The following is a 16,044-nucleotide window of genomic DNA, read 5'->3' as shown; positions in this document are numbered from 1 at the left end:
TGTTGAAGCCATTCTATGAATGCCCGGGCGCTTCAGGTGATACGTAACTCCTACCGATGTAACGGAAAGTAAAACGCTTCGCCCGCAAAGCCGGGCGGCAGGCCGCGTCAGGCAACCTGCTCACTTCCCGCTTCGGCGGGAAGCCACATTGTGCGCTGCTCCGGAGACGACCATACCGCCAGGTGCAGCGCGGACAGCGCCAGCGGATCGGACAGCAGTACCAGCTTCTGCTTGCCCGTCAGCTGGTCGGGGCCGACTTCCAGCGCGTGACGTACGGTGGCTTCACGCACGGCCACGAGGCCCGGGTCATGCGGCAAGCGCGTCGTGCCGATGGCGCACATCAGTGCATTGGTGACCGGGTCGACCACCGCCTGCCGGAAATCCGGCATCGAAGGGGCATTGCGCAAGTGCTTGCGGGTGGCACGTAGCTCACGAGGCGGACGCACCTCTTCCGGGATCATGAACAGGCGCAGCCGTCGCATGCGCCGACCCAGACTCACTCGGCTGGACAGGACCGACAGCGGAATGGAGACGATCAGCGCACCCACCACCGGCGAGAGCCACCACAGGAAACTCGGGTTCAGCCAGTAGACGATAGCCGCCCAGACGAGGCCGATTACCGTATGCAGACCGTGGCGCCGCACGGCGTCGCTCCAGTGCGTTTGCGCATCCTCACGCGGAGGCGACTTCCAGTGCACCTTCCAACCGAGAAACGCTGCCGTCACGAAGCGTGTATGGAACAGCATGCGCACCGGCGCTGCCAGCACTGAAAACGCCGCCTCGATCACCATCGACAGCGCCAAGTGGACTGCACCGCCAAAGCGCTTGGGCCCCTGTGCCCACAGCACCAGCACACTCAGGATTTTCGGCAGGAACAGCACAGTGGCCGTTGCCGAAAATAGCGCGGCGGCCTTCTCGGGATGCCACTCAGGCCAGATCGGAAACAGTTGGCGCGGCTGGGTGAAGTACTCCGGCGCGATCAACGTGTGCTTGGCCAGCAAGGCCGTGGACAGCAACAGGAACAGAAACCACAGCGGTGCCGACAGGTACGCCATGACGCCGGTGATGAACACGGCGCGGTGAACGCGGTGGAAACCGGGCGCGCCGAACAGGCGGAAGTTCATGAGGTTGCCGTGGCACCAGCGGCGGTCGCGGCCCAGCTCGTCGAGCAGGTTGGGCGGCATTTCTTCGTAGCTGCCGTCCAGGTCGTAGGCGATCCACACGGCCCAGCCGGCACGGCGCATCAACGCGGCTTCGACAAAGTCGTGCGACATGATTTCGCCCGCCAGTGAGCCCTTGCCCGGAATCGGCGCCAGCGCGCAATGCTTGATGAACGGAGCCAGCCGGATGATGGCGTTGTGGCCCCAGTAGTGCGATTCGCCGAGCTGCCAGTAGTGCAGGCCGGCGGTGAACAGCGGCCCGTATACGCGCGTGGCGAACTGCTGGATACGCGCATACAGGGTGTCGCGGCCAGCGGCGCGCGGTGCGGTCTGGATGATGCCCGCGCCTGGCGCCCCTTCCATCAATTGCACGAGGCGCGTCAGGCAATCGCCGCTCATCACGCTATCGGCGTCGAGCACGATCATGTAGCGGTATTTGCCGCCCCAGCGCCGGCAGAAATCGTCGATGTTGCCGCTCTTGCGCTTCACGCGGTGGCGGCGCCAGCGGTAGAAGATGCGGCCGAAGCCATCGAGCGCGCGGCAGATGTGCAGCCAGGCGTCGGCTTCCGCCGTGCGGATGTCGGGGTCGCCTGAGTCCGACAGCACGAAGAAATCGAAGTGCTCAAGGTGCCCGGTACGCTGCAGCGATTCGTACGTCGCGCGCAGCCCGGCGAACACGCGCTGCACATCCTCGTTGCAGATCGGCATGACGATGGCGGTGCGTGCATCGGACGGGATCGGCGCATTGGGTGCCGCGCGGCGCGAGATGACGAAGCGGTCGCCCTTGAAGGCCAGCAGCAGGAAGCCTGTGATGGCGGTCCAGAACCCCGCCGACACCCAGCAGAACAGCACTGCAAACAGCACGATGATGATGGCCTCGAGCCAGTCGCGGCCGTGATACGGCAGCACCGTGCTCATCGCCCACGTCGCGGCGATGGTCTGCGCGATCATCAGCGCCAGCAGCGTCAGGCGTCGACGCGATCCGACAAAGCGCCAGATGCCTTTGGGGTCCGGCGAGTCGGGCGCTTCGTAAGGCGCCGGTGCCTGGCCGCCGTGCATCCAGCGATCGAGGGCCCTGCGCGCGCGCCAGATCGGACCGAGCACCCAGGGCCACGGCACCATCGACCGCCGCGCGGGTGCGGGGCCGGTATCCAGGTGGATGCGGCCGTGACTGTCGTGTTCCAGCGGCGGGGCGGGCTCAGCGGATACGCCATCGGCGTGCTTGGCGCCATACGCGGCATCCAGTCGCGCACCGACCGATGCATAAGTGGGCGCGCTCGCTTCGAGCGAGGCGGTCTGCGCCGGGTCCAGCTTGGCCAGCGCATGATGCAGCTTGGCCAGCGCTGCGGCAGCGTCGTCGCTGGCCGAGACGTCGGCATCGCGCAGCAGTGCGGCGCGCGCGTCCGGCGCCAGCGGCAGCGCTTCAAGATACTGATCAGCCACGGATCGCGCCGTGGCGAGGGGGGTGGAGGGGACGGCGCCAGCGGCGCCGCCAGTCTGGGCGTTTAGCCCGGAGGTAGCAGATAGCTCCACGTCTCTGAAAGTCCGTTGCCGCCGCTGCGCAGGTAGCCGCGCAGCTCGACGGGTTTGTCGTCGTCGACCCGCTTGAGGCGCACGGTAACGCGCCAGCCGCCGGTCGCGGTGTTGGGTTGACCGAAGATCGATTCGATCTTGCCGTTGGCATCCGCCGAAAACACCGGCTCAACCGGGGCGTTGGGCGGCAGCTTGCTCAGCGCCGGACCCTCGAAGTCGACCACGAAGGCGATGGTGTCGTCTGGCTTGCGCTCGTCGGGCCGCTTGGTCGTCCAGCCGTGTGAGCGGCGTGTCTGCGTGACCCAGGCCAGCGCGGGCTTCCTGTCGCCGTCCTTCTGCCACAGCAGGCGGTATTCCAGGTTGAACGGCTGCAGTGGCTTTGGTGGAGTCTGCGGTACCCAATACGCGACGACGTTGTCGTTGGTCTCATCGGGCGTGGGGATCTGCACCAGCTCCACGCGGCCGGCGCCCCACTTGCCTACGGGCTCCACCCAGGCGCTTGGCCGCAACTCGTAGCGATCGCCGATCTCTTCATAGCTCGCGAACGCACGGTCACGTTGCATCAGGCCGAAGCCGCCCGGGTTGGTGGTCGCAAAGGAGCTGACCAGCAGGCGCTTCGGGTTCGTCAGCGGGCGCCAGATCCACTCACCGGTGCCGGAGAGCACGGACAGTCCATCCGAGTCATGGACTTCCGGGCGGAAATCCAGCGCGGCGGCTGGCTGGTTCTCGCCGAAGAAGAACATGCTCGTGAGCGGCGCGACGGCCAGCTTGCTAACGTTTTCGCGCATGTAGACCTGCGCCTTCACGTCGACCACGGTATCGGTGCCCGGCTTGATGACGAAGCGATAGGCGCCCGTGGCGCGGCGCGAGTTGAGCAGGGCGTAGATCGTCAGCGTCTTCGCATTCGCGGTAGGGCGCTCGATCCAGAAATCCGTGAAGCGGGGAAACTCCTCGCCCGAATTGAGCGCGGTGTCGATCGCCAGACCGCGCGCGGACAGGCCGTAGACCTGTCCCTTGCCAATCGCGCGGAAATACGACGCGCCCAGGAAAACGATGACTTCGTCCTTGTACTTGGGCGTGTTCATGGCGTAGTGCACGCGGAACCCGGCAAAGCCCAGCTTCTGGACCTGTTTCGGGTCCAGCTTCACCGGACCGTAGTCGAACAGGCGGGGATCGAAGCGGATTTCACGCACACCGGCCGGCGAGACCTCGTTGATCTTCACCGGCTGGTCGTAGTACGAGCCCTCATGGAAGAAGCCGAGTTCGAATGGCAGCTTGTCTTTGCGCCAGTAGGCCTGGTCCGACTTGAAGCGGATCTCGCGGTACTGGTCGTAGCGCAGTTCGCGCAACTGGCGCGGCAGGGTATCGGCTGGCGCCTGGTAAGGCTTGGCCGCCAGTTGTCGCGCACGCACGGCCACGTCGTTGAAGCCGAAGGCGAGCGCAGCCTGGGCTGAGATCAGCGCCACCAGGCCGATGGCCAGCCGCGCGTAATTTGCCACCGAACGCGCGCGCAAGGCCCGCTGCGGGGCGGGGGACAAGGGAAGAACAGCGTAGGGGGTGTTCAAAATGAGATCGCGTTTATGCGGCTGGCCCAAGAAAAGTGACGCCTAAAGCCTGCCGGTCATTCGTCTGTGCCGCGGAGATTCTACTCGCCCGACCTTAGCCAGATCAAAACCGGCAACATTTTGATAACGTTTTCGGCTGTCATGCTGCCGGCAACTGCGTCAATTCGTGTGTAAACCTTCCGGTGGCGGCGCATTGGAAGATGGGTGGCGGAACGTCGCACGATGGGCGAGGGTCAGACCCGCGTACGCCACGCCTCGTGGCACACTCTCGGCTTACTTTCATGGAGTTCGCATGACCCGCTGGACGCGCCACGCTGCCACGTTCGCTGCGCTTGCTTTTTCGACGTCGATGCTCGCATCGGTGTCGTTCGCGGCACCCGCCGACCCGAAATCTGCTGCGTCGCCGCGCGCGGTACGCGATCCGGGCGATGTGGCGGTGCTGCTCGATGCGTTCCCGCTCGGCAAGCCCCTGCCCAAGTTACCTTCATGCCAGGACGTACGGGCCGACGGCGGTAAGGATGTCTCCGAATACTGCTCCGACGCGCTTGAGTCGCATGGACGCACGCGCTCGCTGGGGGTGCCTCCTGCCAAGCGGCCGGAGTTGATGGATGGCCCGCAGGCGGTGTTGCTGATTGACCAGGGCAACGTCGCCGGGCTCTTTGTGCCCACGCGCGGGGTGGAGACGGAGCAACGTATTTTCCAGGCGCTGTCGGACCGCTACGGCAAGCCCGCCCAGGAGGGCAAGGCGCCGCTCAAGTTGAAGTCGGGCAAGACGGTGGATTCGCTGCGCGCGCGCTGGGCCGGTCACCAGACGATCGTCACGATGTATGCGATTCCCGAAGCGCCGCAGAATGGCACGGTGGAATTTCTGTGGGCACCCCGCGCCGGAGCCGTGATGGAGCAGATGCGCGCAGAAGTCGATCCGGACGCACCTAAGGCGGCGAGCAGTGTGGCGGCCTCAACGCCTGCAGCGACCAGCAAACCGGCTCCAGCCAAGCCTGCATCACATCAGTGAACTGACGGACACACGTTCGTAGCGTGTCGTTACATTGCTTACAGACGCATGACGCGCGCGCCGCCCGGCGCGGTTTATAACGTCCCCACGGCCCCACTTGAGGGGCTAAAAGGACGCAAATCATGAAACTCGTGGCTCTGGCCCTGATGGCAGTGACGCTAGGGGGCTGTGCAGTGTATCCAGCGCCTGTGGCCGTCGCGCCCGCGCCGGTTTATGTGGCGCCCGCTCCCGCCTACTACGGCGGTTATGGTTACTGGGGGCCGTCGGTGCGCTTCAACTATTACCACCGCTGAGCATGGGCCGATGGCGGATCGCGTGACGCGCTACCCTGCCGAGCGAAGACCCGGCCAGCCTGGCGCCAGCGTCTGCGGCAGGCCCAGGAGGTCGAGTACGCGCCCAATCGTATGGTCGACCAGGTCGTCGATGGTCTTGGGCCGCTGATAAAAGCCGGGTACGGGTGGGAAGACAATGCCGCCCATCTCGGTCACGGCGGTCATGTTGCGCAGATGCGCAAGATTCAACGGTGTTTCACGCACCATCAGGATCAGGCGGCGACGCTCCTTGAGCGTGACGTCCGCTGCGCGTGCGATGAGGTTGTCCGACAGACCGTGTGCGACAGCGGCGAGCGTTTTCATCGAACACGGCGCCACCACCATCGACTCGGCCGCAAACGAACCGCTGGCGATCGTGGCGCCAATGTCGCGCACGTTATGCACCACGTGCGCGAGCGCTTCCACTTCTTCGCGTGCCATGTGCAGTTCATGCTGCACATTCATCAGCCCGGCAGGCGACATCAGCAGGTGCGACTCCACGCCCGCCGATTCACGCAACCCTTGCAGGACCTGCAGCAGCCGCACCCCATAGATCGCCCCAGAGGCGCCCGTGATGGCCACGATGATGCGTCGCATGCGCTGCGTGTCGGTCGAGCCGGGAGCGGCGCTGGTCAGAGGCGAGGTCACGCTGGAAACCGCAACGATGCTCAGGCGGCCAGCAGCGGCTGCAGTTCGCCGCTCTGGTACATCTCCATCATGATGTCCGACCCGCCGATGAACTCACCCTTGACGTAAAGCTGCGGAATGGTCGGCCAGTTCGCGTACTCCTTGATGCCTTGGCGGATTTCGTCGTCCTCCAGCACGTTGACGGTGTGCGGCTGGTCGACGCCACATGCCTTCAGGATCTGGATGGCACGGCCCGAGAAGCCGCACATCGGGAACTGCGCCGTGCCCTTCATGAAGAGGACGACGGGGTGGCCTTTGACGATCTGGTCGATCTTTTCGTGCGTGGTGCTCATGAGGAGACTCGATTCGTTGAGGGAGCGGCAAGGACGCCGCGTCCGCATTGGAAAACTTGGCTATTTTAGCGAGGAACGCCCGGCGGCGTTTTGATCCCGCCACTGTCCACCGCTGCAGCGGTCCTGACCGGCGAGGTCCTGTGTGGTGAAGACCTGGGCAAAACCGGCATCGAGCAGCAGCACGCGCACGGCATCGCCCTGATCGTAGCCGTGTTCCAGCAGCAGCCAGCCCCCGGATGCCAGGTGTGCCGGGGCGCCGGTGATGATGGCACGCAGGTGCTGCAGGCCATCGCTGTGATCGGTGAGCGCACCGGCTGGCTCGAACCGCAGATCGCCTTGGCCGAGATGGTCATCGGCGGCCGCAATGTAGGGCGGGTTGCTCACGATCAGCTCGAAGGTGCGCGGCGCGTCGGTCTTGGCGAGTGCGCCGTACCAATCGCCCAGCGCAGTGTGCAGTTGGGTTGCCCCAAGCGCCTGGGCGTTGCCGGTCGCCACGGCCAGTGCCTCGGCAGACGCATCGGTAGCCCAAACGCGCGCGTCACGCCGCGCCAGCGCAATGGTGATGGCGATGATGCCGCTGCCGGTGCCGAGATCGAGCACAGTGGGGGCGTCAAACGCTTCCATGCGGTCCAGTGCCTGCTCGACCAGCAGTTCGGTGTCGGGGCGCGGGATCAGCACCGCGGGCGTTACCTGGAATGTCCTGCCGAAGAACTCGCGCTCGCCCACCAGATAGGCCATCGGCTCGCCGGCCAGGCGCCGCGCGGCGAGTTCGCTGATCTGCTGGCGCGCGGCGGCATCCAGGGCACGGGTGTCCTGCGTGATGAGCTGCACACGCGACAGCCCGGTCACGTGCGAGACCAGCATGCGTGCCTCCAGTGCGGGCAGGCCAGCCCGGGCGAGCGCAGTCAGCGCATCGGTGACGCGGGCGAGGGTTTCGGGCGGAATGGCAGGAACGGACGACACGGCGGGCAGATGGGCGGGACGGCGACGGCAAGGATCGGGCGCACAAAATAACACGGGCCCGGCCGGTGCGGCGCGAGCCCGTGAGCACGTCGGTAAGAGGGCGCGACGCTTACTGCTTGGCCGCGTCCTTCACCTTGTCCGCGGCCGCTTTGGTTGCGTCCGCAGTCTTATCGGCGGCCGTCTTGGCTGCGTCGGCCGTCTTGTCGGCGGCTTCCTTGGCAGCGTCCTTGGCCTGGGACAGCGCATCGGATGCCGCCGCTTGCGCGTTCGACGCGGCTTGCGACATCTCCACCTTGGCAGCGTCGGCGGCCTTGCTCACAGCGGTGCCGGCGTTGTCGACGGCCTGCTTGGCGGCGTCTTTCGACTGCTCCATGGCGCTTTTCGCGGCTTGATCGGCCGCTTCGTCCTTTTTGCCGCAAGCGGCCAGGCTCAGGGCGAGGGTGGTGGCGACCGTGACGGCCAGCAGTGGGTTACGCATTGCGATTCTCCTGATCGTGGTGGGCGTCGCGCCTGTTAGGGGAAAGGGTGCCGGATGCGACCGGCGGCGCACTCGGCGCGATCGAGATCGATTATAGGAACGCAGGACCGGCGCGCCATCGCGCAAAGCTGTATCAAACGCAAGCGGATGTTACGGAGGGCGCGCTTTTTAACGATTCGGGGATCAGGCGTCTTCGCCCAGCGCGGCGAGCTGTTCCGCCTGGTGCTCAGCGGCCAACGCGCCGACCAGTTCATCAAGGTCGCCGTCCATGATGGCGTCGATCTTGTACAGCGTCAGGTTGATGCGATGATCGGTCACGCGGCCCTGCGGGAAGTTGTACGTGCGGATGCGGTCGGAGCGGTCGCCCGAGCCGATCAGGCTCTTGCGGGCGCTGGCTTCCCTGGCTTGCGCCTCGCGCTCCTGGCGATCCTTCAGGCGCGCGGCGAGGACCTGCATGGCGCGGTCCTTGTTGCGGTGCTGGCTGCGGTCGTCCTGGCACTCCACCACCAGGCCGGTCGGCAGGTGCGTGATGCGCACGGCCGAATCCGTCTTGTTGATGTGCTGGCCGCCCGCCCCCGACGCGCGGAACGTATCGATGCGCAGATCGGCCGGATTGATCTGGATGTCGGCCAGCGCATCGGCCTCGGGCATGATCGCCACGGTGCAGGCTGACGTGTGGATGCGTCCCTGCGCCTCCGTGGCCGGCACGCGCTGCACGCGGTGGCCGCCCGATTCGAACTTCAGGCGCGAGTACGCACCTTCGCCGACCAGCCGCGCAATCACTTCCTTGTAGCCGCCCAGGTCCGACGGCGATTCGCTCACGATCTCCACCTGCCAGCGCTGACGTTCGGCGTAGCGCGTGTACATGCGCAGCAGGTCGCCGGCAAAGAGCGCGGATTCATCGCCGCCCGTGCCGGCGCGGATTTCCACGAAGATGTTGCGATGGTCGTTTGGGTCCTTCGGCAGCAGCAGGCGCTGCAACTCGCCTTCGAGGGTTTCCATGCGCTCGCGGGCCGCGCGAAGTTCGTCTTCGGCAAACGCCTTCATGTCCGGATCGGCCGCCAGCTCCTGCGCGGTGGCGATGTCTTCCTCCGCCTGCTTCCACGCGGCAAATTGCGCGACCACGGGCTCCAGCTCGGCGTGTTCGCGCGTGAGCTTACGGTATTGGTCGAGGTTGGCGGTGGCGTCTTCACGCGCAAGCAGCGCGTTGATTTCGACGATGCGCTCGGCCAGTTGGTCGAGCTTGGACAGCATGCTGGGCTTCATTCGGGCAGTCGCGGAGGAAACGCTGGAAGCGAGGGCGGCGCATCATACCGCGCCGGAAGTCGCGTGCCTGGGCGGCACGCAGGCGACGCAATGGCCGCTAGCGCTCGGAGTGGCTGGACTGCCGGAACAGTGCCGGCAGCAAGTCGATGAGTTGTTCACGGCCTTCGCCTTGCGCGTGGTTGAGCGCGTGCGTCGGGCCATGGAGGAATTTCTTCGTCAGCGCCTGCGAGAGCGCCTCCAGCACCAGCGCCGGATCGTCACCACGCGCAAGCATGCGTTGCGCGCGTTCGAGTTCGCCCTGGCGCAGCGTTTCGGCTTGTGCGTGCAGGTCGCGGATGATCGGCACCACGCTGCGCGCGTCCAGCCAGTGCATGAAGTTCTGCACGCGTGTCTCGATGATGGCTTCTGCTTGGGCAACGGCGGCCTGCCGCAGCGCATTGCCTTCGCGCACGATGGCACCAAGATCGTCCACTGTGTAGAGAAAGACATCGGACAGGCGCGACACTTCCGGCTCGATGTCGCGCGGCACGGCCAGGTCGACCATGAACATCGGGCGATGGCGGCGCTGCTTGATGGCGCGCTCGACGGCGCCCAGCCCGATGATGGGCAGCGTGCTCGCCGTACACGACACAACGATATCGAAATCGGCCAGCTTGGTCGGCAACTCAGCCAGGCGCACGGCGCGGGCGTTCAGGCCCTGGTTAGACAGCGCCTCGGCCAGCTTCTCGCCGCGCTCGAGCGTGCGGTTGGCGATCACGACCTCGCGCGGCATCTGCGCGGCGAAGTGGGTGGCGCATAGCTCGATCATCTCGCCGGCGCCGATGAACAGCACGCGCTGCTCGGCGATCGACTCAAAGATGCGCTGCGCCAGGCGCACGGCGGCAGCGGCCATCGACACCGAGTGCGCGCCGATTTCGGTGGTGCCGCGCACCTCCTTGGCCACCGCGAACGTGCGCTGGAACAGCTGATTCAGGTACGTGCCCAGCGCACCAGCCTCGGTGGCGGTACGCACGGCGTCCTTCATCTGGCCGAGGATCTGCGTTTCCCCCAGCACCATCGAGTCGAGGCCGCTGGCCACGCGAAAGGCGTGGCGCACCGCCAGCGATTGCCCGAGCGAATACACATGGGGCGCGAGTTCGCCGGGGTCGATGTTGTGGTGCTGTGCCAGCCATCGGATCGCGTGCTCATGCGCGGTCTCTTCGGGCAGGTTGCCGTCGGTGGCGCAGTAGAGCTCGGTACGGTTGCAGGTGGACAGGATGGCCGCTTCGGCCGTGTTCTTGCGGTGCGGCAGGTGCTGGCGCAGCGTGGTCAGCGCGGGCTTGAGCTGCTCGAGCGGAAACGCCACCTTCTCGCGCAGGGAAAGCGGCGCCGTGTGGTGGTTGATTCCGAGGGTCAGCAACTGCATGTGGGGCGGCCGGTTGGGGAGATCGGCACAATTTTTGAGCCGTGTGAATTATAACGCCGGCCCTGCGCCTCGACAGGATGCAGGTCAAATACGATGAGGCTGACCCGAGACATGTGTGGTATCCATCACGGTACGCAGGGCGCCCGGCCGTGGCCTTCCGCCCGGCCTTGCGCTAAGGTACGCGTCCAACGGAATGGACACGGCAACACGGAGACAACGATGGGGTGGTTGGGGCCGCTTTGGATCGGGCTGGCGGTGGGCGGTGCGGCGCATTGGCTGCATCCGGCGGGCAAGCGCCTGGGCTGGCGCCCAGCCTTGCTGGCGGGCGCGCTGGGCGCCCTGGCCGGCTACTACGGCGGCCAGTTTGCGCACCTGTATGCCGACGGACAGATCCTGGCATGGACGGCCGCCGTGGTAGGCGCCATGCTGGCGCCGGCTGTCTGGGGCCTGTTGCGCCGATAGCACATCGGGTGCGACGTTCCGGCGCGCCGCCTCAGCGTGCGCGCAAGTCGGCCGTACCTGCATCGCGTGCCGCCAGATACCCCGCCAACAGCCGTTCCAGGCGCTTGAAATCGACCGGCTTGGTCAGGTGGTCCGTAAAGCCAGCTTCGTGACAGCGTGCGATGTCCTCTTCCATGCCGTAGCCCGTGATGGCGATCGACGGCGCCGCGTGCCGCTCGCCAAACGCCCGCACCACGTCCAGGCCGCTGCCGTCCGGCAGGCCGATATCGCTGATGAGCAGATCGAACGGGCCGGATTCGGCCGCGCGCATGGCCGTCTGCGCGCCGCTGGCTACGGTGACGGTGTGGCCGAGAATCGCCAGCACCTGCCCCATGGCCTCGGCCGTGTCGGCGTTGTCTTCCACCAGAAGAACATGTAGACCGCGCGTCGGCTGGGCGCGCGCTATGGGCGGAGCGGGGGTTGCCTCGCGTTGCGTCGGCTCGGCTGCAACCGGCAACATGAGCGTAAAGGTGGCGCCCTGGTGCCGGCCCGCGCTTTCTGCGGTGAGCGAGCCGTCGTGCTTCTGCACCAGCGCATGGGCGATCGCCAGCCCCAGTCCCAGCCCGCCAAAGCGCTGCGTGATCGAGGCGTCGGCCTGTTCGAACGCCGAGAAGATGCGCGGCAGGGCTTCCGGCTCGATGCCGATGCCGGTGTCCTTGACCGCGACCGCCACGGTGCCTGCTCCCGGATTCCAGGTGCGCACCTCGATGGCCCCGCCTGGTGGCGTGAACTTCACCGCGTTGCGCACGAGGTTCCAAATGACTTGCTGAATGCGCGCGCCGTCGGCATGTAGCGTGCTGCGCCGGGCTTCGAACCGGGTCTTGAGCGACAGGCGTTTTTCCTGCATGTCGCTGCGCGACATTTCCAGCGTGCTTTCCAGCAGCGGATAGAGATCCACGGGCGCAAAACTGACCGCCAGCTTGCCGCGCGCAATGCCTGTGATGTCGAGCAGGTCGTCGATGAGGCGCGCTTCCAGCTCGGCGTTGCGGCGTACGACTTCCAGCTGCGCAACCACATCCGGAGGCAGATCGCGGCGCAGTTCCAGCAGATGCACGGCGGTCAGGATGGGGGTGAGGGGAGTGCGCAGTTCGTGCGAGAGCACCGCGAGAAAGTGATCTTTTGCGTGGTTGGCTGTTTCGGCCTCCTCCTTCGCGCGGCGCAGCGCGTCGGCAGCCATGCGGTCTTCCGTGGCGTCGCGGATGATCTTCGAGAAACCGATCAACTCGCCCATTTCGTTGTGGATCGCGGTGACCACGCTGGACGCGAAGAATGGCGTGCCGTCCTTGCGCAGCATCCAGCGGTCGTCGCTGATGCTGCCTTCCTGGCGCACGCGGTCGAGCTTGCGCTGGAAGTCGCCGGCCTCGCGCGCGGCCTGCGGATACAGGATGTCGGCCGATTTGCCGAGGATGTCCTCTCGCCCGTAGCCGAGGATGCCGCGCGACGCAGCATTCCAGGTCCGCACGATGCCGTCGGGGTCGAGTGAGAGCACGGCGTGCTCCTTGAGCGCGTTGACGAGCAGGCGGAAGTGCGTTTCCGTCTCACGCAGCGCGGCTTCGGCGGCGATCCGCTGACGGCGCTCGGCGGCTTCCGCCAGGGCGCGCAGCAGCACGACCGGCAGGCGTTGCAGGCGCTGCTTGATCACGTAATCGGTCGCCCCGCGCTTGAGCATGTCGACCGCGTGCTCCTCGCCCAGCGCGCCCGAGACGAAGATGAACGGTGTCTGCGGCGCCATGCGCCGGGCAATGTCCAGCGCCTCCGCGCCAGTGAACTGCGGCAGCATGTAGTCGGCCAGGATGGCGTCGAAGGTGCGCGTGCTGAGCTGGTCGACAAAGTCGGGTTCGTTGTCGACCAGGACGGTGTCCGCCAACAGATTGGCCGTTTCCAGCCGCGCACGCGTCAGTTCGGCGTCCAGCAGGTTGTCTTCGACCAGCAGCAGTTGCAGGTTGGGCATATGGGCGAGTGCGTCGGAAAGAAGGCTAGCCGGCGGCGTGCGTGGCGCGGCGGGTGCGGGTCGAACCCGGTGGCGGCTCATTGAGCACAGCCCAGAACACGCCCAGGTCGGCGATCGCATCGACAAACGCGCGGAACTCGACCGGCTTGACCACATAGGCGTTGACGCCCAGCTCGTAGCTGCGCAACAGGTCGATTTCCTCGCGCGACGAGGTGAGCATGACCACGGGCAGGCTCTTGAGCGCGTGGGTGGATCGGATGTTGGCCAGCACTTCGAGCCCGTCGACCTTGGGCAGTTTGAGGTCGAGCAGGACGACGGCAGGGTTGCCAGGTGCGCGGCCAGCGTAGGTGCCGCGCGCGTGCAGGTAGTCGAGCGCCTCGGCGCCGTCACGGGTCACGACCACATCGTTGGCGAGCTGGCTGCGCTCCAGCGCCAGCAAGGTCAGCTCGAGGTCGTTCGGGTTGTCTTCAACGAGCAGGATGGGTTTGAGCATGGCAGGTTCGACGTAAAAGAACGCATTCAGGCGCCGCGCGTCGCTGGTGCGCGGGCGGTGCCGGGTAAGAAATCCGCCTCGGGTGGCGGCACGCGCGGCAGCGCAAAGTAGAACGTGGCGCCGCGATCGAGCGCGCCCTCGGCCCAGGTGCGGCCGCCGTGGCGCTCGACGATGCGCCGCACGTTGGCCAGGCCGATACCGGTGCCCTCGAATTCCTCCATGCGGTGCAGCCGCTGAAAGACGCCGAACAGCTTGCCCACGTACTCCATCGAAAATCCCACACCGTTGTCGGCGATGCGCACGATGGTTTCGTCGGGGCGTTGCTCAGCATCCACGCGGATGCGGGCCGGGTCGCGCTCGCGCGTGTACTTGATGGCATTGGAGAGCAGGTTGCGCACGGCCAGCTGGAGGAAGGCGGGATCGGCGCGCACCACGGGCAGCGTCGCGATCTCCCACTCGATGTGCCGGTCGCCGGTATCGGCCCGCAGGTCCCGTGCGATGCCGCGCACGAGCTGCGTCAGGTTCACGTCCGTCGGGCGCAGCGCGCCGCGGCCCATTTGCGAGAACGTCAGCAGATCGTCGACCAGCTTGCCGGCAAAGCGCGACGAGCTGGCGATGGTCTGCAGGAAGTGCCGTCCGCGGGCGGACACGTGGTCGCCCTCCATCTCGCCAAGCAGTTCGGCGTAGCCGGCGATGTGGCGCAGGGGCGCGCGCAAGTCGTGCGAAACGGAGTAGGAGAACGCCTCCAGCTCGTGATTGGCGCGGCGCAATTCGCCAGCCAGTTCGGCGGCCTCCTCGGCGCGGCGCAGGACGATATTGAGCACGGCGTAGCGTAATTCCGCCGCGATTTCCACTTCGCTCGGCCGCCACGGGCGTGAGGTATGTGCGATGCGCTGCTGCCAGTGGTGCGTGCGGGCAAGCACTGGCGCGGCGTGTTCGTCGGCCTGCTCGGGCGGCGCGCCACCGGCCCAGTTCACCGTTTGCGGGGCTTCGGGCCGGAACCACAGCACGTAATCACGATGGAGTTGCGAAATCTGGACAGCGAGCACGCCCCCGGCGTGCGGCAGCAGGGCTGCGCCGGCCGCGTAGACGGTCGACAGGCGATCGGTGTGGAACACCTCGCGCGGGTGTTCGCTCGCAAGCCAGTCGGTCAGCTGCAGGATGCTATCGGCCTCGGGCGCGGCGCCCACGCGAACGCATTCGCCCTGATGCACGATGGCCGCCCCGCTGGCCGAGGCAAAACGCAGCAGGTCGGCCGGATGCTCGAGCAACCCGTCGAGGAAGCTGTCGCGATCGGCCATGGCTGCCAGCAGGCGCACGAGGATGCGGCGCAATTCGAGGCGGTGCGCGATCTCTTCCCGGTCTTCCTTGGCTTCAATCTGCAGCGAAAGAATCTGGGCCAGGTGCTCGCACGCCAGTCGCACCTCGAACGGTAGCGTGTGGGGTGTGGCGTGATGACAGGCGATCAGGCCCCAGAGCCGCCCGCGCACGGTGAGGGTCAGCGTGAGGACAGCCCTCGCCCCCATCTGGCACATCGGCTCGCGCTGCGCATCGGAGGGGGCCCGCAGCGCAGCATAGGACAGATCGGTCGCGTGCCCCGAGGTGGGGTTCCGGGGCGGTACCAGCCGAACCGGTGCGTCGTCGACGTCCGCCACCAGACGCAGCGGATTACGCCCGTACATGCGGCGCATTTCAGGCGTCAGGTCGGTGCCGGGCAACTGCGCGCCATGCAGCGAGTCGTAAGCGGGGTCTCGGGCCTCCGCCAGCACGCGCACCGTGTCGCCCGCGTCGAAGTGATGGATCGCGACCCGGCCGAAGCCTGTCATCCGGCGCACCTCCCGTGCCGCCAGATCCGTGAGGGCGTGGATACTTTCCACCGCCTGCAGGCTGGCAACGAACGTGCGCACCAGCGGATACATCGACGCAAATGCACCGTCGGCGGCACGCGTTGCGGGTTCAAGCTCCAGGAGGAGCACGCCACGGTGCCGATGGACGACCGCGTCGAGCAAGAGGCCATGAGGCGTTTGCACCGTGCCGAAATACAACGGGACGCCGTCGATCTGGTGCGTGGCCACGGCGCGCGCCATCTGCTCGCGGCCCGCGACGCCGATCACGTGTTCGACGGGCGCGCGCAATGCTCGCGCCAGCGGCGTGCCCAGTGCAGCTTCCAGGTTTTCGCTCGCCTGGCAGATGTGCAGGTCAGGCTCGGACAGGCACAGCAACACGCCGCGCGACTGGATGGTGGCATCGGGCTCGGCGCCTGCCGAGGCCTCGATGTCGGCGATCAGGGGCGAATGCAAGCTCATGGTCGGGTGCGAAGGAGCCGCACGCGAGCCGGCGTACCGGCCGTGGCGGCAGCGCAGCGCCAAACAACTGGTCGGTCTGCGTATCCGTCGTTGCCGCAGCAAGCGTCGTGCCCGACG

14 protein-coding genes are annotated in these 16,044 nt (G+C 66.6%); 3 read left to right on the top strand and 11 right to left on the bottom strand.

What is annotated here, in order from left to right; translation table 11 throughout:
• Positions 1-107: 107 nt before the first annotated feature.
• Together mdoH and R2N03_RS18180 are read right to left on the bottom strand one after the other, a co-directional pair.
• Positions 108-2,693: a glucans biosynthesis glucosyltransferase MdoH gene (gene mdoH / locus R2N03_RS18185; RefSeq protein ID WP_316659242.1), complete on the bottom strand. Its 2,586-nt coding sequence runs from the start codon at positions 2,691-2,693 to the stop codon at positions 108-110.
• Positions 2,666-4,192 carry a glucan biosynthesis protein G gene (locus R2N03_RS18180; protein WP_316659373.1) on the bottom strand — a complete coding sequence of 509 codons (1,527 nt, stop codon included), beginning with the start codon at positions 4,190-4,192 and terminating at the stop codon, positions 2,666-2,668. The genes mdoH and R2N03_RS18180 overlap by 28 nt, the downstream gene beginning before the upstream one ends.
• 358 nt (positions 4,193-4,550) lie before the next feature.
• Here R2N03_RS18180 and R2N03_RS18175 point away from each other — a divergent pair, with 358 nt between their 5' ends.
• Together R2N03_RS18175 and R2N03_RS18170 are read left to right on the top strand one after the other, a co-directional pair.
• Positions 4,551-5,273 (top strand): hypothetical protein, encoded by a 723-nt coding sequence (locus R2N03_RS18175; protein ID WP_316659241.1) that lies wholly within the window; start codon positions 4,551-4,553, stop codon positions 5,271-5,273.
• A 122-nt stretch (positions 5,274-5,395) separates the two neighbouring features.
• Positions 5,396-5,566, top strand: coding sequence for a hypothetical protein (locus R2N03_RS18170; RefSeq protein WP_316659239.1), 171 nt, complete (start codon positions 5,396-5,398; stop codon positions 5,564-5,566).
• A 30-nt stretch (positions 5,567-5,596) separates the two neighbouring features.
• On the opposite strand, the gene R2N03_RS18165 is transcribed toward R2N03_RS18170, so the two are convergent.
• The 6 genes from R2N03_RS18165 to hemA all read right to left on the bottom strand — a co-directional run bounded on the left by R2N03_RS18165 (position 5,597) and on the right by hemA (position 10,676).
• Entirely contained in the window at positions 5,597-6,181 is a 585-nt protein-coding gene (locus R2N03_RS18165) for a UbiX family flavin prenyltransferase (protein WP_316659372.1), read from the bottom strand.
• A gap of 71 nt (positions 6,182-6,252) precedes the next feature.
• Complete coding sequence (gene grxD / locus R2N03_RS18160) at positions 6,253-6,564, bottom strand: Grx4 family monothiol glutaredoxin (RefSeq protein WP_199031693.1); 312 nt, start codon at positions 6,562-6,564, stop codon at positions 6,253-6,255.
• Positions 6,565-6,624: 60 nt separating this feature from the next.
• On the bottom strand, positions 6,625-7,527 hold the full coding sequence (gene prmC, locus R2N03_RS18155) for a peptide chain release factor N(5)-glutamine methyltransferase (RefSeq protein ID WP_316659238.1): 903 nt from the start codon (positions 7,525-7,527) through the stop codon (positions 6,625-6,627).
• Positions 7,528-7,636: 109 nt separating this feature from the next.
• Positions 7,637-8,005 (bottom strand): hypothetical protein, encoded by a 369-nt coding sequence (locus R2N03_RS18150; RefSeq protein ID WP_316659237.1) that lies wholly within the window; start codon positions 8,003-8,005, stop codon positions 7,637-7,639.
• Positions 8,006-8,188: 183 nt separating this feature from the next.
• Positions 8,189-9,271, bottom strand: coding sequence for a peptide chain release factor 1 (prfA, locus tag R2N03_RS18145; protein WP_316659236.1), 1,083 nt, complete (start codon positions 9,269-9,271; stop codon positions 8,189-8,191).
• 97 nt (positions 9,272-9,368) lie between these two features.
• Entirely contained in the window at positions 9,369-10,676 is a 1,308-nt protein-coding gene (gene hemA / locus R2N03_RS18140; RefSeq protein WP_316659235.1) for a glutamyl-tRNA reductase, read from the bottom strand.
• Positions 10,677-10,895: 219 nt separating this feature from the next.
• On the opposite strand from hemA, the gene R2N03_RS18135 reads away from it, so the two are divergent.
• Complete coding sequence (locus R2N03_RS18135; RefSeq protein WP_316659234.1) at positions 10,896-11,138, top strand: GlsB/YeaQ/YmgE family stress response membrane protein; 243 nt, start codon at positions 10,896-10,898, stop codon at positions 11,136-11,138.
• 31 nt (positions 11,139-11,169) lie between these two features.
• On the opposite strand, the gene R2N03_RS18130 is transcribed toward R2N03_RS18135, so the two are convergent.
• Genes R2N03_RS18130 through R2N03_RS18120 form a run of 3 tightly spaced genes read right to left on the bottom strand, consistent with a single transcriptional unit; the run spans position 11,170 to position 15,927 of the window.
• Complete coding sequence (locus R2N03_RS18130) at positions 11,170-13,128, bottom strand: hybrid sensor histidine kinase/response regulator (protein WP_316659233.1); 1,959 nt, start codon at positions 13,126-13,128, stop codon at positions 11,170-11,172.
• Between the two features lie 25 nt (positions 13,129-13,153).
• Positions 13,154-13,621 carry a response regulator gene (locus R2N03_RS18125; RefSeq protein WP_316659232.1) on the bottom strand — a complete coding sequence of 156 codons (468 nt, stop codon included), beginning with the start codon at positions 13,619-13,621 and terminating at the stop codon, positions 13,154-13,156.
• Between the two features lie 26 nt (positions 13,622-13,647).
• A complete protein-coding gene (locus R2N03_RS18120; RefSeq protein ID WP_316659231.1) occupies positions 13,648-15,927 on the bottom strand; it encodes an ATP-binding protein in 2,280 nt (759 codons plus the stop codon).
• Positions 15,928-16,044: the final 117 nt, after the last annotated feature.

The sequence above is a fragment of the Ralstonia condita genome (assembly GCF_958405655.1).
Lineage (GTDB): Bacteria > Pseudomonadota > Gammaproteobacteria > Burkholderiales > Burkholderiaceae > Ralstonia > Ralstonia condita.
This window is presented reverse-complemented; position numbering and strand designations above follow the sequence as displayed.